The sequence below is a fragment of the Arthrobacter sp. NPDC093125 genome (assembly GCF_044754225.1).
GTDB lineage: Bacteria > Actinomycetota > Actinomycetes > Actinomycetales > Micrococcaceae > Arthrobacter.
On record NZ_JBIVOQ010000001.1, the window covers coordinates 237,717 to 255,192 of the forward strand.

Annotated in this window: 20 protein-coding genes; 12 read left to right on the forward strand and 8 right to left on the reverse strand. The window is 65.6% G+C overall.

The features are described from left to right. Window positions 1-7 precede the first annotated feature (7 nt). Window positions 8-862, forward strand: coding sequence for an ammonia-dependent NAD(+) synthetase (nadE, locus tag ACIP9X_RS01065; protein ID WP_400477865.1), 855 nt, complete (start codon window positions 8-10; stop codon window positions 860-862). 26 nt (window positions 863-888) lie between these two features. On the opposite strand, the gene ACIP9X_RS01070 is transcribed toward nadE, so the two are convergent. Both ACIP9X_RS01070 and ACIP9X_RS01075 read right to left on the reverse strand, forming a co-directional pair. Beyond that, complete coding sequence (locus tag ACIP9X_RS01070) at window positions 889-1,791, reverse strand: NADP-dependent oxidoreductase (protein ID WP_400477866.1); 903 nt, start codon at window positions 1,789-1,791, stop codon at window positions 889-891. Between the two features lie 100 nt (window positions 1,792-1,891). After that, on the reverse strand, window positions 1,892-2,665 hold the full coding sequence (locus ACIP9X_RS01075; protein ID WP_400477867.1) for an IclR family transcriptional regulator: 774 nt from the start codon (window positions 2,663-2,665) through the stop codon (window positions 1,892-1,894). A 216-nt stretch (window positions 2,666-2,881) separates the two neighbouring features. Between ACIP9X_RS01075 and ACIP9X_RS01080 the strand changes: the two genes are divergently transcribed. The 3 genes from ACIP9X_RS01080 (at window position 2,882) to ACIP9X_RS01090 (ending at window position 5,585) form a co-directional block, all read left to right on the forward strand. Continuing rightward, window positions 2,882-3,601 carry a CoA transferase subunit A gene (locus tag ACIP9X_RS01080; RefSeq protein ID WP_400477868.1) on the forward strand — a complete coding sequence of 240 codons (720 nt, stop codon included), beginning with the start codon at window positions 2,882-2,884 and terminating at the stop codon, window positions 3,599-3,601. A 98-nt stretch (window positions 3,602-3,699) separates the two neighbouring features. Beyond that, window positions 3,700-4,392, forward strand: coding sequence for a CoA transferase subunit B (locus ACIP9X_RS01085; RefSeq protein ID WP_400477869.1), 693 nt, complete (start codon window positions 3,700-3,702; stop codon window positions 4,390-4,392). Next, window positions 4,389-5,585, forward strand: a complete 1,197-nt coding sequence (locus ACIP9X_RS01090; RefSeq protein WP_400477870.1) for an acetyl-CoA acetyltransferase — start codon at window positions 4,389-4,391, stop codon at window positions 5,583-5,585. Before ACIP9X_RS01085 ends, ACIP9X_RS01090 begins: the two co-directional genes overlap by 4 nt. A gap of 130 nt (window positions 5,586-5,715) precedes the next feature. Here the strand turns inward: ACIP9X_RS01090 and ACIP9X_RS01095 are convergent, their stop codons facing one another. Together ACIP9X_RS01095 and ACIP9X_RS01100 are read right to left on the reverse strand one after the other, a co-directional pair. After that, window positions 5,716-6,516: an ankyrin repeat domain-containing protein gene (locus ACIP9X_RS01095; protein WP_400477871.1), complete on the reverse strand. Its 801-nt coding sequence runs from the start codon at window positions 6,514-6,516 to the stop codon at window positions 5,716-5,718. Between the two features lie 9 nt (window positions 6,517-6,525). Further along, a complete protein-coding gene (locus tag ACIP9X_RS01100; RefSeq protein ID WP_400477872.1) occupies window positions 6,526-7,104 on the reverse strand; it encodes a heme-binding protein in 579 nt (192 codons plus the stop codon). A 196-nt stretch (window positions 7,105-7,300) separates the two neighbouring features. Between ACIP9X_RS01100 and ACIP9X_RS01105 the strand changes: the two genes are divergently transcribed. From ACIP9X_RS01105 to ACIP9X_RS01120, 4 genes are all read left to right on the forward strand, one after another. Beyond that, window positions 7,301-8,536: a sensor histidine kinase gene (locus ACIP9X_RS01105; protein ID WP_400477873.1), complete on the forward strand. Its 1,236-nt coding sequence runs from the start codon at window positions 7,301-7,303 to the stop codon at window positions 8,534-8,536. Next, the gene (locus tag ACIP9X_RS01110) at window positions 8,533-9,159 is read left to right on the forward strand and encodes a response regulator (RefSeq protein ID WP_400477874.1); all 627 of its coding nucleotides are present in this window, start codon (window positions 8,533-8,535) and stop codon (window positions 9,157-9,159) included. The genes ACIP9X_RS01105 and ACIP9X_RS01110 overlap by 4 nt, the downstream gene beginning before the upstream one ends. 82 nt (window positions 9,160-9,241) lie before the next feature. Continuing rightward, complete coding sequence (locus tag ACIP9X_RS01115; RefSeq protein WP_400477875.1) at window positions 9,242-10,297, forward strand: zinc-dependent alcohol dehydrogenase family protein; 1,056 nt, start codon at window positions 9,242-9,244, stop codon at window positions 10,295-10,297. A gap of 224 nt (window positions 10,298-10,521) precedes the next feature. Further along, window positions 10,522-10,725: a cold-shock protein gene (locus ACIP9X_RS01120; protein ID WP_003799085.1), complete on the forward strand. Its 204-nt coding sequence runs from the start codon at window positions 10,522-10,524 to the stop codon at window positions 10,723-10,725. Between the two features lie 217 nt (window positions 10,726-10,942). Here the strand turns inward: ACIP9X_RS01120 and ACIP9X_RS01125 are convergent, their stop codons facing one another. Then, on the reverse strand, window positions 10,943-12,061 hold the full coding sequence (locus ACIP9X_RS01125; RefSeq protein ID WP_400478516.1) for an acyl-CoA dehydrogenase family protein: 1,119 nt from the start codon (window positions 12,059-12,061) through the stop codon (window positions 10,943-10,945). 264 nt (window positions 12,062-12,325) lie between these two features. Between ACIP9X_RS01125 and ACIP9X_RS01130 the strand changes: the two genes are divergently transcribed. Both ACIP9X_RS01130 and ACIP9X_RS01135 read left to right on the forward strand, forming a co-directional pair. After that, window positions 12,326-14,071, forward strand: a complete 1,746-nt coding sequence (locus tag ACIP9X_RS01130; RefSeq protein WP_400477876.1) for an AMP-binding protein — start codon at window positions 12,326-12,328, stop codon at window positions 14,069-14,071. A 2-nt stretch (window positions 14,072-14,073) separates the two neighbouring features. Further along, window positions 14,074-14,580, forward strand: a complete 507-nt coding sequence (locus ACIP9X_RS01135) for a MarR family winged helix-turn-helix transcriptional regulator (protein WP_400477877.1) — start codon at window positions 14,074-14,076, stop codon at window positions 14,578-14,580. A gap of 17 nt (window positions 14,581-14,597) precedes the next feature. Here the strand turns inward: ACIP9X_RS01135 and ACIP9X_RS01140 are convergent, their stop codons facing one another. Beyond that, on the reverse strand, window positions 14,598-15,290 hold the full coding sequence (locus tag ACIP9X_RS01140; protein WP_400477878.1) for a PAS and ANTAR domain-containing protein: 693 nt from the start codon (window positions 15,288-15,290) through the stop codon (window positions 14,598-14,600). A 17-nt stretch (window positions 15,291-15,307) separates the two neighbouring features. Further along, on the reverse strand, window positions 15,308-15,646 hold the full coding sequence (locus tag ACIP9X_RS01145; protein WP_400477879.1) for a YegP family protein: 339 nt from the start codon (window positions 15,644-15,646) through the stop codon (window positions 15,308-15,310). Window positions 15,647-15,985: 339 nt separating this feature from the next. Between ACIP9X_RS01145 and ACIP9X_RS01150 the strand changes: the two genes are divergently transcribed. Both ACIP9X_RS01150 and ACIP9X_RS01155 read left to right on the forward strand, forming a co-directional pair. Continuing rightward, on the forward strand, window positions 15,986-16,318 hold the full coding sequence (locus ACIP9X_RS01150) for an ArsR/SmtB family transcription factor (protein WP_400477880.1): 333 nt from the start codon (window positions 15,986-15,988) through the stop codon (window positions 16,316-16,318). A gap of 134 nt (window positions 16,319-16,452) precedes the next feature. Further along, complete coding sequence (locus ACIP9X_RS01155; protein ID WP_400477881.1) at window positions 16,453-16,713, forward strand: hypothetical protein; 261 nt, start codon at window positions 16,453-16,455, stop codon at window positions 16,711-16,713. Here the strand turns inward: ACIP9X_RS01155 and ACIP9X_RS01160 are convergent. Then, entirely contained in the window at window positions 16,707-17,462 is a 756-nt protein-coding gene (locus ACIP9X_RS01160; RefSeq protein WP_400478517.1) for a type II CAAX prenyl endopeptidase Rce1 family protein, read from the reverse strand. The genes ACIP9X_RS01155 and ACIP9X_RS01160 overlap by 7 nt on opposite strands. Window positions 17,463-17,476 lie beyond the last annotated feature (14 nt).

Here is a 17,476-nt window from a genome sequence, read left to right on the forward strand (position 1 = left end):
GGGTCACATGCGCGAACTCCAGGCCAGGATCATTGAAGAAATGGGCGTCCAGCCCCAGATCGACCCTGCGGAGGAGGTGCGCAAGCGCGTCACATTTCTCAAGGAATACCTCAAGGCCACCGGCACCAAGGGATTCGTCCTGGGCATTTCGGGCGGCCTCGACTCTTCCCTGGCCGGAAAGCTGGCCCAGCTTGCAGTACAGGAGCTTGAGTCTGAGGGCGTGGATGCAAACTTCGTCGCCGTCCGCCTCCCGTACGGCGTCCAGCATGACGAGGAAGACGCCCAGGCAGCACTGGACTTCATCCAGGCAAAGACCGAGTGGACCTTCAACATCTCGGCTGCAGTGGACGGCTTCGAGGACGAGTTTGAAAAGACGGTCGGCAACGGCATCTCCGACTTCCACAAGGGCAACACCAAAGCCCGCACCCGCATGATCGCCCAGTATGCCCTGGCGGGCGAGCACAACTACCTCGTGATCGGCACGGATCACGGCGCCGAGTCCGTCACCGGGTTCTTCACCAAATACGGCGACGGCGGAGCTGACATCCTGCCGCTCTTCGGCCTGAACAAGCGGCAGAACCGCGCTCTGCTGGAGCACCTCCAGGCTCCTGAGCGGGTCTGGAAGAAGGTGCCCACCGCCGACCTCCTGGACAACAAGCCCGGCCGCACCGACGAGGACGAGCTGGGCCTGACGTACGACCAGATCGACGATTACCTCGAGGGGCACGAAGTGGAGGACAGCGTCGCGGACCTGATCGAGGAAAAATACATCCGCACGCGGCACAAGCGCACCGTGCCGGTCTCCATCTTCGACACCTGGTGGAAGCACGAGGGCCCGGAAGAACCGCGGGTGGGACTCTAAGCCGGGTCAGCGGGACAGCGGCGAACCTACGGCAGCAGCACGATCTTGCCGCGGGCGTGGCCCGAGCGGCTGATCTCCAGTGCGTCCGCCGCTTCAATCAGTGGCATCCGCTGGGATACCGGGAAGGTGATCTGGCCGTCGGCAGCCAGTGTGGCTGCATCCTGGACGCGTCCCTCCTGCAGCCGGACCGCGGCTATTCCTGCGTCCAATGACAGTTGGCCGGGCGCTGTGGTCACTGCCCTGCTCCGGTCCCGGAGCAGGGCAAGGGTAGCAGCCACCGTCTCCTCAGTCCCCACGGTGTCAAGAACCGCGGTCACCTGCCCCTGCCCCCGGACGCGCCCGGTCAGCCCCCTGCCGTACGCCACCGGGAGCGCCCCCAGTTGCTCCAGGAACTCATGGTTTCCCTCGGACGCCGTACCGATGACCGTGGCTCCAAAGAACTGCGCCACCTGGATGGCGGCTGAGCCCACCCCGCCCGCTGCCCCATGGATCAGGACCGTGTCTCCCTCGCCGACGTCGAGCTGTTTCAGTGCCGAATAAGCCGTGCCCCCGGCGACAGGGATACAGGCCGCCTGCTCGAAGTCGACCCCGACGGGCAGCGGGGTCAGTTCATCCGCCGGCACCAGCGCTTCGGTGCGGTATCCGCCCATGATGCCGTTCCAGATGACTTCATCGCCCGGGGCGAATCCTTCAAAGGCGGGACCCACCGCCGTCACCACGCCTGCCGCTTCGCACCCTGGCACCGCCGGGAACTCAAGCGGCAACCACTGCTTCAGGTATCCGGCCACGAGCTTCCAGTCCGCGGGATTGACACTCACGGCCCGGAATTCCACCTGGACCTGCCCGTCGCCCGGATCCTGCAGCTCTTCGGTCCCTACCTTGAGTACCTGCGGGCTGCCGTATTCCTCGAAGTAGATCCTGGTGCTCACAGCAATGGCTCCTCGAATAGGGTCGAATGGGCGATTTACTGCAAGAGTAGGCAGGGGTGCGGGCGATCACAACAGCCGGAGCTGACCGTCAACCATCCTGCTACGGGGCACCCAGCTGGAGGCTGATCCGGTGGGCCTCCTCCATCAGCAGCCTGCCCAGGAACTCCTGGCGTTCAGGGCGAAAGCGCGGTTCAATCCCCGTCAGGGACAAAGCCCACGCCGGCCGGCCGGCCTGGTCAAAGACGGCAGCGCCCATGCCCCAGCTGCCTTCCAGCACAAGGCCGGGGTTGACCGAGTAGCCGGTCTCCCGGGTGCGTTTCAGATTGGCCCTGACCACGGTTTGGGTGTGCACGTCTGCGAACCGGCCGGCATGGTCGGCCCAGTGGGCGAGGATCTGCTCCTGTTCGCCCTCGGGCAGGAAGGCCATGATTGCCGTGCCGGCGGAGGCGACCCCGAGCGGAAACCGGACGCCCTCGTGCAGCACGAACGAACGCACGGGGAAGCTGCCTTCCTCGCGCAGCAGGCAGACAGTCTCGAGCCCCCGCCGAATTGAAAAGAAAGAGCTCTCACCGGTTTCCTCGGCAAGCCGGCGCAGGCTCGGCCGGGCAACATCCTCCAGCGGGAACCGGGCCGACGCCACTGACCCCAGCAGCAGGACCTCCGGCCCCAGCACCCAGTTTCCAGTGCGGGCATCGTGATCCAGGAGCCCCTCCGCGGCCAGGGAGGTCAGCAGCCGGTGAACCGTGGGGCGGGTCAGCCCGGACTCCCGCACCAGCTCCACGAGCGGGCTCCCCTCAGGCTTGCGGCCGACAATGCGCAAGAGCGCCGCTATACGGCTCACCACCTGCGCTCCCTGAACAGGCATCTGGTTCATGAAACTCCCTCAGTATCCATAATGTGGATACTGATAACCTTACCGTCCACACTGTAGAAAGAGCATCGTCTAGAGCGTTTATGTCCTTGACAGCTCGTTCAGCAGAACCCTACGCTCGAACCTCAACGGCCACAGTCCACAACGTGGACCAGTTGCGGCCGGGGGGTACAGCCGCTCCAGAAGGACAAGACGAAACCAGCTCAACGAGGAGATGTGATGACCAAACTCAAGACCGGCGCAGCCGAGGCCCTTCACGGTGTCCTGCAGGACGGCATGACGCTGGCCGTCGGCGGCTTCGGCCTCAGCGGCATTCCGGCGGATCTGATCGAGGCTGTCCGGGACACCGGCGTCCGGGACCTTACGGTGGTCTCGAACAACATGGGCGTGGACGGCAAGGGCCTGGGCATCCTCATCGAAGCCGGCCAGGTGCGCAAGGTCATCGCCTCCTATGTGGGCGAAAACAAGCTGTTCGCTGAGCAGTACCTCGCCGGGCTGCTCGAGGTTGAGTTCACGCCACAGGGCACCCTCGCCGAACGCCTCCGTGCCGGCGGGGCCGGCATTCCGGCCTTCTACACTAAGACCGGAGTGGGCACGCTGGTTGCCGAGGGCAAGCCGCTCGCGGAGTTCGACGGCGAGACGTACGTGCAGGAGCGCGCCATCCGCGCGGACGTCGCTCTGGTCCACGCCCACACCGCCGACACCGACGGCAACCTGACCTACCGCTATACCGCGCGGAACTTCAACCCGGTGGTGGCCACTGCAGGAGCAGTGACCGTTGCCGAGGCTGAGCGGATCGTGGAGCCGGGTGCGCTGGACCCGAACCACGTCGTCACCCCGGGCGTCTATGTTCAGCATCTGGTCCAGGCCAGCGACCGCACCAAGGACATCGAGCAGCGCACGGTCCGCCCGCGCCCCGCAGCTGCAGTCCCCGCCTGACACCCGCCCACCCCCCGAGCGCGAACGAACACTAAGCCCCCGCGCCCAGCGCGAACGAACACTTAAGCCCCCAAATTTTTAGACAAAAGGAGAACCCCGTGGCCTGGACCAGGGACGACATGGCTGCCATCGCGGCAGAAGAACTGAACGACGGCGACTACGTCAACCTCGGCATCGGCATTCCGACGCTCGTCGCGAACAACCTGCCCGACGGGGTCCGCGTGGTGCTGCAAAGCGAGAACGGCCTGCTCGGCATGGGTCCGTTCCCGTTCGAGGGCGAGGAAGACGCCGACCTCATCAATGCCGGCAAGCAGACCGTGACAGTACTCCCCGGAGGCAGCATCTTCGACTCCGCCACCTCCTTCGGCATGATCCGTGGCGGGCACGTGAAAGTTGCCATCCTGGGAGCCATGCAGGTCTCGGGCGACGGCGATCTGGCCAACTGGACCATTCCCGGAAAGATGGTCAAGGGCATGGGCGGCGCGATGGACCTCGTCGCCGGAACCCCGCGCGTCGTGGTCCTCACTGAACACAACGCCAAGGACGGCAGCGCCAAGATCGTCCGGGAGTGCACCCTCCCTCTCACCGGCGTCGCCGTCGTGGACAGGATCATCAGCGACCTCGCCGTCTTCGACCTTAAGAAAGCCGACGACGGCGGGCGGCGCCTCACGCTTACCCGCCTCGCGCCGGGGGTCACCGTGGAGGACATCCGGGAGAAGACCGAAGCGGAATTCACGGTCGCCCTTGAAGCAGCAGGAACCCAGGAAGCCCTCGCAGGAGCCACGGCATGAGCCTGAAGGAACAGTTCGGCAAGGATGTCCTGCTGACCGGCTGGGGCCACAGCCGGTTCGGCAAGCTCACCGACGAGACGCTTGAGTCCCTGATCGTCCAGGTCGCAACCGAGGCAATCAGCAACGCGGGCATCGAACCCGGGCAGATCGACGAAATCTACCTTGGCCAGTTCAACTCCGGCATGATGCCGCTGGCCTTCCCGTCCTCCCTGGCCCTGCAGGTCTCGGACCAGCTCGCGAACGTTCCCGCCACCCGCGTCGAAAACGCGTGCGCCTCAGGCTCGGCCGCGTTTCAGCAGGGCACCAAATCCCTGCTGGCAGGAACCGCAAAAACGGTGCTGGTCATCGGCGCCGAAAAGATGACGCACGCAGGCGCCGACGTGGTGGGGGCAGGCCTGCTGGGCGCAGACTACGACATGGCGGGCAAAGCATCCACCACGGGCTTCACCGGACTCTTCGCGGACGTGGCCAAGCACTATGAGAAGCGCTACGGCGACGGTTCAGGGAAAGTGTCCGACATCCTGGGAACCATCGCCGCGAAGAACCACCGCAACGGCGTGGACAACCCGTATGCCCAGCTGCGCAAGGACCTCGGCGAAGAGTTCTGCCGCAAGGTCTCGGACAAGAACCCGATGGTGGCCGACCCACTGCGCCGCACCGACTGCTCCCCCGTGTCCGACGGCGCTGCCGCCGTCGTGCTCTCCACGTCGCCCGGCCCCGGCGCCACCTCCCCTGTGCGGCTCAGCGGCTTCGGGCAGGCGAATGACTTCTTCCCGGCCGAACGCCGCGACCCCACGGCGTTTAACGCTACGCGCGTCTCCTGGCAGCGGGCGCTGGGAATGGCGGGCGTCGGACTGGAGGACCTGGACTTCGCCGAAGTGCACGACTGTTTCACCATCGCCGAACTTCTCATGTACGAGGCCATGGGCCTGACCGAACCAGGCCAGGGCACGCGGGCAGTGGAGGAAGGCTGGGTCTTCAAGGACGGCAAACTGCCCATCAACGTCTCCGGCGGGCTGAAAGCAAAGGGCCACCCAGTCGGCGCGACGGGAGTGTCCCAACACGTCATCGCGGCCATGCAGCTCAGCGGCACCGCCGGCGACATGCAGCTCGCCAACCCCCGCCGCGCCGCAGTGCAGAACATGGGCGGCGTGGGCATCGCCAACTACGTCAGCGTCCTCGAAGCCGTCTGACCCTCCGACCGGATTCGCTGGGTTTCCTCAATTTTGGGGCCCGACGGCGGCGCGCCGCACCAAAAGTGCGGCGCGGCGCCGTCGTTCTGCGGCAAAGGTGGGGAATCCCAGCAGTTCAACCCCGCGGTCATTAGCCGCGGGCGCGGATCAGCCGGGCAATTTCGGTGAAGCCCAGCCGCTCCGCATTCTCCAAGGCGGTCCGTCCCTGGGGATCGCGGATGCCGGGGTCCGCACCTGCCGCCAGCAGCAGCCGGACCACCTCCTGCTGTCTTGGGCCGCCGTCGTTCAGGAGGATGGCCTCCTGCATTGCCGTCCAGCCGAGGTTGTTGACGTGACTGACCGGGACGCCGGCGGCAATGAGGATTTGTACCGCCTCAACATGGCCGTGTTCGCTGGCGGGAATGAGTGCCGTCCCGCCGAAGCGGTTAGTGCTCTTCACGTCGGCACCGTTGGCCAGGGTCAGCCGAAGTACCTCGTTGAAGCCTTCGGCGCCGGCATACAGGAACGCCGAATCCTGGATGGCGTCCTTGGCATTGACGTTCCCGCCGGCCAGGATCAGCTCCTTGACCAGCGGCGCGTTGTTGGCCTTGGCCGCACGGATCAGCCGCTGGTCGAGCTCTGCCTGGGCTTCTGGAGACAACGCCGGGCGGGACGAAACAGCCGGCTGCCCTGCCGACGGCTTTGTCTCGGCCGCGTCCGGCTTTACCTGCGGCGGGGCGGAACCAGTGGCCGGCGACGGCCCGGCACCGGAGCCCCCCGACGCAGGGCTGTCAGTAGCAGGGCTGCCAGTAGCGGCACTTCCCGGGCCGCGGCTGTCAGCAGGGCCTTCGCCTTCCGCGCCACCCGAACTGCAGCCGGCCAGTACAACCACGGCAAGCCCCAGGGCAGCCACCTGGACCGTCGTCCACCTGCCGCGCTTCAACCACACCATACGAAGAGACTACCCAGCGGCAGCGGCGAGAACAGCAGCCCCGGCGTTGGCGCAGGCCTCGTCGAGCTTGCCGTCGGGCGCGCCTCCGACGCCGATGCCTGCCACGGAGACACCGTTGACCTTCAGCGGGACGCCACCGGGCAGGAACAGGGTGCCGGGGAGATCGGCGATGCTGGGTCCGTTGCCGGTGATCCGCTTGGCCAGTTCACTCGTGGGGGCACCGAAGGCCGCCGCGGTGTAGGCCTTCTGCTTGGCCGACTCGATGGTGTGCTCGGCCGCGTTGTCTCCCCTGAGGAGTGCCTGCACCGTGCCGAACCGGTCGACAAGTGCCACGGTCACGAAGGGCAGCTTGTCCGCCTGGCACTTGGCCAGCGCCGCACCCACAGCCTTGGCCGACGCCCCAACGGTGATCCGGTTCTGCGACACGACGTTGTCCTGTGAGGGCTGGACATCGGCGGCCGGCACAGCCGCGGGCGCTGCCGCCTGCGCTGGGGAGGCATTGCCTGCGTTGGTGGCGGCGGTGGCGCCCGCGGTCAGGGCGAGCGCTCCGGCGGCGGCTGCGGCAAAAACCTTGCTGGACTTCTTCACGGTAATTCTCCTCTTTGTTGCAGGATGATTCGGTACTTTTCCATCGTGCGGGCAACAGGCACTCCAGCACATCAGGCGTTCGTCGGCACCCGGCTCCGCCGGAAGGCCAGCAGTATCAGCCAAAAGTCTGAGAGACCAGCAATGGCGCGGGCAATAGCATGGATTGGTAGCACTCCTCGACCGGAACCGGACCACCATGCCTGCCCAAGCCCCCGCACCCGTCCCGGCACTTGATACCGCCATAGCACCGGCCGCATCACCTCCAAGCCTCGGCCGCATCGATGCCGCCGTCCACCTTGGTTTTGCCGTGCTGATGGTGGCATCCGTGGTCCGCTACGTGATGCGCCACAGCCCCGCGGACAACCTTTTTGTCCTGGGCCTGGCCGTAGCCTCGTGTTTTCTCTACGCCGTCATAGCGGTGCTCGCCCAGCGGCGGCGGCCCTGGGCGGTCTGGATGTTCGCCCTCGTGGCGCTCTGGGCCGTGCTGGTCATCGCCGCTCCGAGCTTCGCCTGGTGCTCCTTTGCGCCGTTCTTTCTCTGCCGTACAGCGTTCACGGGAACGGTGGCGTACGTGGCCGCTGGGGCGACGGCGGCCGCTACCGCCGTCGGGCTGTTCCGCCTCGGCAACGGCACTGACCTGGCCATGCTGCTCGGGCCCCTCGCCGTGGGCGCCATGCTGACGCTGATCTATGACCGTATAGAGCACGACGCCGCGGAGCAGCGCCGCCTGCACGCGGAAGTGTCGCGCGCCCAGGGGGAACTGGCCGCCAGTGAGCGGCGGGCGGGGGCCATCGCGGAACGCGAACGCGTATCCCGGGAAATCCACGACACCGTCACCCAGGGGCTGGCCAGCAGCCTGCTCCTGCTCGAGGCGGCGCACCGTGCCTGGCCGGCGGAAGCATCCCGGCAGGACCTCCGGCGCGCCAGCGAACTGCTCCGCCGGAACCTTGCCGAAACCCGCAGCCTGGTCCATGAACTGGCTTCCCCCGGCCTCGAGGCTTCTCCTCTGCCCGACGCGCTGCTGCAGGCCGCAACGCAGTACGTGCCGGACGCCAGGTTGCTGGTCACCGGGCAGCCCCGGGCCGTCCCCGCCGAAGTCCGGCACGCCCTCCTGCGGGTGGTCCAGAGCGCAGCGGCGAACATCAAGCTCCACGCTGCGGCCACCAACGCTACTCTCACGCTCGGTTTCCTGCCGTCTTCCGTCACGCTGGATATTTACGACGACGGCGCCGGCTTCGATCCCGCGGCGGCAGCACCGCCGTCGGACGCCGGAGGCTACGGGCTCAGGGCCATGCGGCAGCGGGTGGAGCAGCTGGGAGGCGTATTCTCGGTGGAAAGCACACCGGGGGAAGGAACCATCGTGGCTGCGCAGCTGCCGCTGCATCCGGTCGTCCAACAGGTCGTTCGAGAGGCGGGTCAGGAAGACGCATGAATGCCATCACGGTGCTCCTTGTGGACGACCACCTCGTGGTCCGCAGCGGGCTCAGGGCCCTGCTCGGAACGCAGCCGGACATCGACGTCATCGCCGAGGCAGCCTCCGGCGAAGAAGCCCTGCAGCAGCTGGAACAGCACCATCCCGCCGTCGTGGTGATGGACCTGGCAATGGGCGCCGGGATGGACGGCATCGAGGCGATCCGGAAGATCCGCGAGCGCAACCGGAAGCAGGCCATACTCGTGTTCACCACATACGATTCCGACGCCGACATCGTGCGGGCGGTGGATGCCGGCGCCATGGGCTACCTGCTCAAGGACGCTGCCCCGGAGGAGATCTTCGCCGCCGTCCGCGGGGCGGTCCAGGGCAAAAGCGTGATGAGCGCACCCGTGGCCTCGCGGCTGTTCCAGCAGCTGCGCAACCCCGACGAAATCCTCACACCGCGCGAGGCGGAACTGCTCAGCCTCCTCATCGAGGGCCTCAGCAACCGTGAGCTCGGGCAGCGCCTCTTCATCTCCGAGGCCACAGTCAAGACGCACCTCGCCCACATCTACGCCAAGCTCGGCGTGGAAACGAGGGCCGCCGCCATCGCCACCGCCATCCGGCGCGAAGGGATGCGCTAAACCGCTGAACCGGGGCCGGGGCCGGGGCCGGGGCCGGGGCTAGACTACTTGCCACATACCGTCCCCCAGCTGAGGAGCAGCCATGCGCGCAACGATCATCCACGGCCCCGGCGACATCAGGGTGGAAGACCGGGACTACCCGGCCGTCCAGCTGCCCACCGACGCGGTGGTAAAGGTGGCGGCGGCCTGCGTGTGCGGCTCCGACCTCTGGCCGTACCGCGGCGTGAAGCCCATCCGCCGCCCCACGGCCATCGGCCACGAGTTCATCGGAGTGGTGGAGAGCGTCGGCAGCGAGGTGACCGGCCTCAAGGAAGGCGACTTCGTGATCGCGCCCTTCGTCGTCAGCTGCGGCGAGTGCCCCCAGTGCCGCAACGGCGTTACCGTAGCCTGCGACAGGCTCGCCGGCTGGGGAGGGAAAGACGACTCGGGGAAAGGGATCGACGGCGGCCAGGGCCAGGCCGTGCGTGTCCCAATGGCCGGGGCCACGCTCGTTCCGGTGCCCGGCGTCAGCGACCCGGATGAGGCACTCCGCAAGAACCTCCTCACCCTGTCGGACGTGATGGCAACCGGCCATCACGCCGCGCTCAGTGCCCAGGTCTCCGCCGGCAGGACCGTGGTGGTTGTCGGTGACGGCGCCGTGGGCCTCTGCGGGGTGCTGGCAGCGAAGCGGCTCGGGGCCGAGCGGATCATCGCAATGTCCCGTCATGCCGACCGGCAGGCTCTTGCCAAGGAGTTCGGGGCGACGGACATCGTGGCGGAACGCGGGGATGAGGGTGTGGACAAGGTCCGTGAACTGCTGGGCGGAATTCTGGCCGATTCTGTGCTGGAGTGTGTGGGGACCAAGGAATCGATGGAGCAGGCCCTCCATTCGGTCCGCCCGGGCGGGGCGCTCGGCTTCGTCGGGGTTCCTACCGGTGGTGCAGAGATCCCGCTGCGCTACCTTTTCGACAAAAACATCACCGTGTCCGGCGGGATGGCTCCGGCGCGCGCCTACATCCCGGAACTGCTGGCCGACGTGCTTGCGGGCAAGATCAACCCCGGCCGGGTATTTGACGTGGAAATGTCGCTGGAAGACGCGCCCGCGGCCTATAAAGCGATGGACGAGCGGCGGGCCATCAAGGTGCTGCTGGCGCCCTAGCCCCGGCCAAGCGGTTTTTCGCCCCGCGGAAAGCCGGCTCCAAAGCCCGGATTAAATGGCCGATATGGCCGTGGCCTGCAGTGATAGAAGGGACAGATGATGACGGCAGCTATTGCACCCTCAGCGCGCTGCCCCTAGGTTGGAGACAGCGGAAAAACAATCTCCGTATCTGCCTGCAGTCAGAGCAGGACCAGAAATAAGGGTTACAAAGGAAGTAGCAGCACATGGCAACAGGCACAGTTAAATGGTTCAACGCCGAAAAGGGCTTCGGCTTCATCGCACCGGATGACGGATCAGCAGACGTATTCGCCCACTACTCGGCAATTGCCTCCAGCGGCTACCGCTCCCTGGATGAAAACCAGAAGGTCGAATTCGAAGTGACCCAGGGCCCCAAGGGTCCGCAGGCAGAGAACATTCGCCCGCTCTAACGGTTTACCAAAACTCCCCTGTTCGTGCCTGGCACCTACAGGGGAGTTTTTGGTTCCTGCGGGCAGTTGCACCGCATTTCTGCACCGCTTTGCCGCTGCCGTTCATGGCCAGCTCCCCGCCTGCAGCGGATTTGCTGGCCGCGGGCACAGCGCGGGGCAGCAACGGGGAGCAAAAATGCTGGCACTTACTGCGACTTACCCGAACTACCCGGGCACCCTAGACGAAGGCTGACTTTCCTGTGACAGCCCGGGCAACGATCAGCGAGTTGATCTCGTAGCTGCCCTCGTACGTGTAGAGGATTTCGGCGTCCCCGAACAACTTGCCCATCTCGAAGTCGCTGCTGATGCCGTTGCCGCCGAGCAGCGAACGCCCCATCGCCACCGACGAGCGGGCGAGGCGGGTGGTGGTGGACTTGGCCATGGCGGCCTGCGCCATCTCCAGCCTGCCTTCCTCCTGGATCCGGGCGACCTGCGCCATCATCGCCAGCGATGCGGAGGCATTGCCCAGAATTTCGGCGAGTTGCTGCTGGATCAGCTGGAAGCGGGCCAGCTCCTTGCCGAACTGCCGGCGCTGCAACGAATAGGAGCGCGCCACGTCGAACGCGGCCAGCTGAATTCCTGCCCCCTGCCACCCCACCCAGGCACGCGAGTCGCGCAGCAGCTCATTGGCCTTGGAGAAGTCAGTCGCCCCGGGAAGCAGGTTGGCTGCCGGGATGCGGACGTTATCCAGCACGATGTCGGCGTTCTGCATGATCCGCAGGCCGATCTTGTTGGAGATCTTGGTGGCGGAGTATCCGGGGCGGTCGGTTTCAACAATGAAGCCCTTGATCTGCTGGTCGGCCTCGTCCCGCGACCACACAAGGGCGAAATCCGCTATCGTGCCCGCACCGATCCACCGTTTGCCGCCGTTGATCACCCACTCGCCATCCTCGAGGCGGGCCGTGGTTGCCAGGCCCCCGGCGATGTCCGAACCGTGGTCCGGCTCGGTCAGGGCGAAGGCACCCAGCTGGGTGAATGCCGTCAGGCCCGGCAGCCAGCGCCGCTTCTGTTCCTCGGAACCCAGCTCATGGATCATGCCGACAATCAACTCGTTATGGATGCCCACGAGGGCCGAAAGTGACACGTCCGCCCTGGCCACCTCAACGTACATGAGGCCCTTGAAGAGCCGGGATGTGCCGTCCGTCTGCAGCCCTCCAAGCCCTCGTTTCCCCATCTCGGCCAACAGCCCGAAGGGAAACTCCTCGCGGTTCCAGTAGTCAATGGACTGCGCCCTGACCCTGGACTGCAGGAACTCCCGGATCTCCAGGTACCGCTTCCGTTCGTCCGGAGGGAGCATGTCGGCAAAGTACAGAAGATCGGCGTCGGGGAAAGGCGGCAGGGGCTGTGCGCTTTCGTCCGCCACAGAACCGGAACCAGCCGGCACATCTTCCCCGTCACGCCCGGGAACCGTCCCGGCCTGCACCTCGGTGGAGTGTCCGCTGTTCCGTCGTTGTGGCTGCACAGGGTGGTCCCTTCGCTCTTTCAAACCCTTGGATGTCCTAGTATATTGCAGAGTGATATGAATCACTAGGACGTGCACGCTTCAGGCGAAAGGCGCCTCATGACAGTCACTGACGACTTCCGCACAGCCCGCGACCAGCTGCTGGCCCTGCGCACTGACTACGGTCAGGCCCGGGACAGCTTCCAGTGGCCGCGTTTCGAGGAATTCAACTTCGCCCTCGACTGGTTCGATGCCCTGGCAGCGGATCCGGCCACAGGTGCCAAGCCCGCACTGGTGATTGTGGAACAGGACGGCTCAGCCACCCGCCGCAGCTTTGCAGAACTGTCAGAGAGCTCCGGCAGAGCTGCGAACTGGCTGCGGAGCCAGGGCGTGCGGCGCGGGGACCGGATGATCATCATGCTCGGCAACCAGGTGGAACTCTGGGAGCTCATGCTGGCCGGCATCAAGCTGGGCATCGTGCTCATCCCCACCACCACGCTGATGGGTCCGGCGGACCTGAAGGACCGCGTCGAGCGCGGCGAGGCGGCCTGGGCCGCCGTCGGAAGTTCCAACATCGGCAAGTTCGCTGACGTTCCGGGCGACTATCGGCTTATCGAAGTCGGCGCTGCGGGAACCGGCCAGCCGGGTGTCCTGCAGTATTCGGAGGCCGCCGCGGCGTCGGCGGAGTTCACTCCGGACGCGCCCACCCAGGCGGACGAGACCTTGCTGCTGTACTTCACCTCCGGCACCACGTCCAAGGCCAAGCTCGTGGAACACACGCACACGTCCTATCCCGTGGGGCACCTCTCCACGATGTACTGGATCGGCCTCGAGCCCGGCGACGTCCATCTGAATGTGGCCTCCCCGGGGTGGGCCAAGCACGCGTGGTCCAACGTATTCACCCCGTGGATCGCCGAGGCCTGCGTCTTCATCTACAACTACGACCGGTTCGACGCCCGCGCCCTGATGGAGCAGATGGAACGTGAAAAGGTGACAAGTTTCTGTGCACCGCCCACGGTGTGGCGGATGCTCATCCAGGCAGACCTGACGCTCCTGAAGAATCCACCTACCAAAGTGGTTTCGGCCGGGGAACCGCTCAATGCCGAGGTGATCGGGCAGGTCCACCGGGCCTGGGGACAGACCATCCGCGACGGCTTCGGCCAGACCGAGACAACCGTGCAGGTCGCCAACACGCCGGGCCAGCCCGTCAAGGTCGGAGCCATGGGCAAACCACTGCCCGGGTACGACGTGGTGCTTGTCGATCCCGCCACCGGAAAAGAAGCGGACGACGGCGAGCTTTGCTTGCGCCTGGACCCCCGCCCCGTCGGGCTGATGAAGGCGTACTACGGCGATCCCGGCAAGACTGCCGATGCCTTCCGCGACGGCTACTACCACACCGGGGACATGGCCAGCAGGGATGAGAACGGGGTGATCACCTACGTTGGCCGCGGCGACGACGTGTTCAAGTCCTCCGACTACCGGCTGTCACCGTTCGAGCTGGAGAGCGTGCTAATCGAACATCCCGCGGTGGCGGAGGCCGCCGTCGTCCCGTCCCCCGATCCGGTCAAACTGTCCGTGCCCAAGGCATTCGTGGTCCTTGCCGCGGGGCACGAGCCCGGTCCCGAGCTCGCCGAGGAGATCCTGCGCTACTGCCGGGATCACCTCGCGCCTTTCAAGCGCATCCGGCGGATTGAATTCGCCGACCTGCCAAAGACCATTTCCGGAAAGATCCGCCGCGTGGAGCTGCGGCACAGCGAGGAAGTGCGGCACGGCAGTGGCTTTGAAGCCGGCAGCCCGTCACTCCCCCACGGCCTGGGCACGGAATATTCGGAAGCTGACTTCCCGGGTCTCACAAGCAAGGGATGAGCATGGCAACGCCGCTGCCCCGCGACCCCATTGCCGACGCCCAGCGGAACTGGGAACGCCACGGCTGGGGCGATGTTGCCGCGCCCATGGCCGCGATCACCGCGATCATGCGCACCCAGCAGATCCTGCTGGCGCGCATCGAGGGCGCCCTGAAGCCCTTCGGCCTGACATTCGCCCGGTACGAGCTGTTGGCGCTGCTGAGCTTCGCCCGCAGCGGCGCGCTGCCGATGAACAAGGCGAGCGCCCTGCTCCAGGTTCATCCGACGTCTGTGACCAACGCCGTCGATCGTCTTGAAAAGGCGGGACTCGTGGTCCGGTCCCCGCACCCCACCGATGGCCGCACCACGCTGATAGAGCTCACCGCCGAGGGGCGCACCCTGGCCAAACGCGCGACGGCGGTGCTCAACACCCAGGTTTTCAGCAGCTCCGGCTTTGCCGAGGGTGACGTGGACCAGCTGATCCGTATCCTGGGGGAATTCCGCCGCCAGGCGGGAGACTTCTCGGAGTAAGACTTCGCTACGGCCGCCTACCCGCCCTGCGCCGCTCCCTTTCGCGTGCGGCGGTCCATGGAGCGCTGCAGTTCCGCGACAAAGGTGTCCAGCAAGGCGATTTGCTGCGGGTTGTTGGCAAGTTCCACCAGATCCGCCGCGGTGCTGGCTAACTTGATGTTGGTGTGTTGGCTGTGGGTCGCGAGAAGGTCGAACGCGGCCTCCGAGCCGATCCGCAGGAAACCCATCAGAATCCCCTTGGCCTGCTCAATGGTGCTCCTCGTCCCAAGCGCTCCCTCAACCGCCGCCCGGGCCGCCCGCTCTGTCTCTGACTGAAGCGTGGCGGTGAGATCGAGGATGAAGCCGTCCACCCTCTGCAGCACACCGGACTCCACCACCGCTTCTCCCGCGGTGAGGACCCGGTGCTCGCGCAGCCGGGAATCAATGAGGCGGTGGTAGCTGCAGAAGTAGCCGCCGGAGACGCAGGCCGCTGCAAAGGTTTCATGGCAGCGGTCACGGTCGTCCGGATGCTTGTGGGAGTACACCAGCTCGATGGTCGGCACGATCTCGCCGCGCTGGTATCCGTGGAGGGCATAGACCTCGTCGGACCACTGCAGTTCCTGGCTCAGCGCGTCGTAATGGAATGTGCCTGCTAGGCAGTCTGCGCCGCCGAGGGCGCTGGAGTATGTCTTGAGGCTTTTCGGCTGAAGCGTCGAGTCTCCTTCAGCCACACCCGGTTCGTCCATTCTCAGGTGCCGGGCGAGTAATTGGCGGAGGTCGAAACCCTCTGGCGGACGGGGCGGGACGTCCTGCGCACCTGCCACGGGTCGGCACGTCCCGTGTGGTCGCGCCGCTTGTCAGGAAAACCTGCTGCGGACCCAGCGGCCGGGCGGGGAGTCGGGCGTTCGCCGGCCGACGGCGGCAGCTCCCTTACGTGCCCCATGCCTGCATACTCCCGGGCCGCAGCAATACCGTTTATCGCGGCATCCCTGTCGGGAAAGGCGCGGGATACAGCCAGCACCGTGCCGTCCGGGGCTGTGAGCTGAAATCTAAACGATGCATCAGAGTCAAGGAAAATTTCAAACATACCGGCCACAGCGCCCTCCCCAATTATGCAGACTACCAAGGCTTCCGGTGACGCCATTGGCACCGGAAGCAGTCCAGGCAGACCTGACTCTCGCCCCGCATGCAGCAGGAAGCGAATTGATGAATTTATGAAATTGTGAACTAGAACGGACGGTTTTGCAAGGGTTGCTCGCGGCAGAGCCTGCTAATGCGTACCCTGAAAGTGGCGCTAAGATGTTGGAGCACGGCAGTTGAAAAATTGATGGTCTAGGACAGACCGTTCTGTCTCTATACTTGACTCTAGGCGTGGCAGTTCGCGGCGTCTGCATCGGATTGGGGACTGCAGCGGAGGAAATCCATGATGGATGACATGCCAGGTGACCTGATCCTGAGCGACACAAAAGCAGACCTTTTTAAGTCGATGGGACATCCGGCGCGGATCCTCATCCTCGAGATGCTGGCTGACGGCCCTGTCGCGGTGAGCCGGCTGCGGGATAACACCGGCCTGGAGGCCTCGAATCTTTCCCAGCACCTGGGCATCCTCCGGCGCCAGCACCTGATCATCCCCTCGCGCAAGGACGGCCGGCTCTTCTACGAGCTTTCCTGCTCCGATGTCAGGGGCGTCCTGGAAGCGGCCGGCGGGCTTCTCGGCTCTGTCCGGCATCCCTCCGCAAACCTTCAGACGGCGGGCTGAAGCCACGGCGCTTAGCGCGCTTCGGAGTTGTTCCCTGATCGCCGCCGGAATTTCACCCGGCGTTAATTCCCGTGCCCTAACGTTGCTCTCCTAAGACCCATGGGCGGGGAACCTGGGCGAGGAGGGGAACGATCATGGCCGACATTGCCGCTGTTCTGGGGCGTCTTGCTCCGCATGAACTTGAGGGCCTGCGGGAGGCGGGGCCGCACGGCCACCTGAGCCGGCATCTGGTCGAGGCGCTGGACCGCGCCGCCGGGGGTCCCGGGGAAGGGCGCGGCTACTACGTACCCACCGGAAGCGTCAGCGCCACGGGCAGCCCGCACCAGATCCTGCGGAGCGACGTTGCGGCGTGGCTTTTCGGAGCCCCTGCGGCCATCCCCCAGCGGGCTCAGTAGAGGAATATGTCGAACCATTCCCTGTTATGGGCGTGCAGCAGGACGAGGAACAGCACGAAGTCGAACAACAGATGGACCGCGACGATATAGGACAGTGACTTGGTCACCGTGAAAATGCGCGCCTGCAGGAGTGCGAACGGGAAGATGAACAGCGGTGCCCACGCCTTGAACCCCAGCTCCCACAGGAACGATGTGAACAGGATTGCCTGCAGGATATTGGCCTGCCAGTCGGGCAGATGACGGCGCAGCAGCGCGAAAGTGGTGCAGATAAAAAACAGCTCGTCCCAGATGCCCAGGGCGTTGGTTCCAATGAAGAGCCTCGCGATGCCGTCGGGATCGTGGACCGCCGGCCAGTTGTTGTAGACCCCTGTCCGGATCATGTACACGGGCAGCACTGCGTAGCCCAGCACCACCACCACGGGCAGGTATAACTTCTCCCCGCGGGTCCATTTGTTGCCGGTCATCACCGGGAAGACAATGGCGTGTTCCTTGGTTACCCAGCGCGACACGGCATAGGGAATGCCCACGGCCGCGATCATGGCGGACCCCATGACGAGCATGTGCTCCGTACTGACATCGGTGGTGATGGGGACGGCGCTGATCACCAGGATGCCGACGGCGATGAGCAGGAGATCACGGAGCAGAGCCCGGTCTACCAGTGCGGCAATTGCCAGTGCACCCACCAGCAGCGCGTAGCCGAAGAGTTGCTGGTGCAGGGCAAAGAGGAGAAAGCCGGACAGCGACAGCATGGCCGCGGGGACCA

Coding starts and splice junctions, on each gene's coding strand:
- ACIP9X_RS01095 (WP_400477871.1), bottom strand. CDS start 6,516: ATGGTGTGGTTGAAGCGCGGCAGGTGGACGACGGTCCAGGTGGCTGCC.
- ACIP9X_RS01110 (WP_400477874.1), top strand. CDS start 8,533: ATGAATGCCATCACGGTGCTCCTTGTGGACGACCACCTCGTGGTCCGC.
- ACIP9X_RS01145 (WP_400477879.1), bottom strand. CDS start 15,646: ATGTTTGAAATTTTCCTTGACTCTGATGCATCGTTTAGATTTCAGCTC.
- ACIP9X_RS01155 (WP_400477881.1), top strand. CDS start 16,453: ATGGCCGACATTGCCGCTGTTCTGGGGCGTCTTGCTCCGCATGAACTT.
- ACIP9X_RS01130 (WP_400477876.1), top strand. CDS start 12,326: ATGACAGTCACTGACGACTTCCGCACAGCCCGCGACCAGCTGCTGGCC.
- ACIP9X_RS01115 (WP_400477875.1), top strand. CDS start 9,242: ATGCGCGCAACGATCATCCACGGCCCCGGCGACATCAGGGTGGAAGAC.
- ACIP9X_RS01135 (WP_400477877.1), top strand. CDS start 14,074: ATGGCAACGCCGCTGCCCCGCGACCCCATTGCCGACGCCCAGCGGAAC.
- ACIP9X_RS01105 (WP_400477873.1), top strand. CDS start 7,301: ATGCCTGCCCAAGCCCCCGCACCCGTCCCGGCACTTGATACCGCCATA.
- nadE (WP_400477865.1), top strand. CDS start 8: ATGCGCGAACTCCAGGCCAGGATCATTGAAGAAATGGGCGTCCAGCCC.
- ACIP9X_RS01090 (WP_400477870.1), top strand. CDS start 4,389: ATGAGCCTGAAGGAACAGTTCGGCAAGGATGTCCTGCTGACCGGCTGG.
- ACIP9X_RS01160 (WP_400478517.1), bottom strand. CDS start 17,462: ATGCTGTCGCTGTCCGGCTTTCTCCTCTTTGCCCTGCACCAGCAACTC.
- ACIP9X_RS01120 (WP_003799085.1), top strand. CDS start 10,522: ATGGCAACAGGCACAGTTAAATGGTTCAACGCCGAAAAGGGCTTCGGC.
- ACIP9X_RS01125 (WP_400478516.1), bottom strand. CDS start 12,061: ATGCTCCCTCCGGACGAACGGAAGCGGTACCTGGAGATCCGGGAGTTC.
- ACIP9X_RS01080 (WP_400477868.1), top strand. CDS start 2,882: ATGACCAAACTCAAGACCGGCGCAGCCGAGGCCCTTCACGGTGTCCTG.
- ACIP9X_RS01075 (WP_400477867.1), bottom strand. CDS start 2,665: ATGAACCAGATGCCTGTTCAGGGAGCGCAGGTGGTGAGCCGTATAGCG.
- ACIP9X_RS01150 (WP_400477880.1), top strand. CDS start 15,986: ATGGATGACATGCCAGGTGACCTGATCCTGAGCGACACAAAAGCAGAC.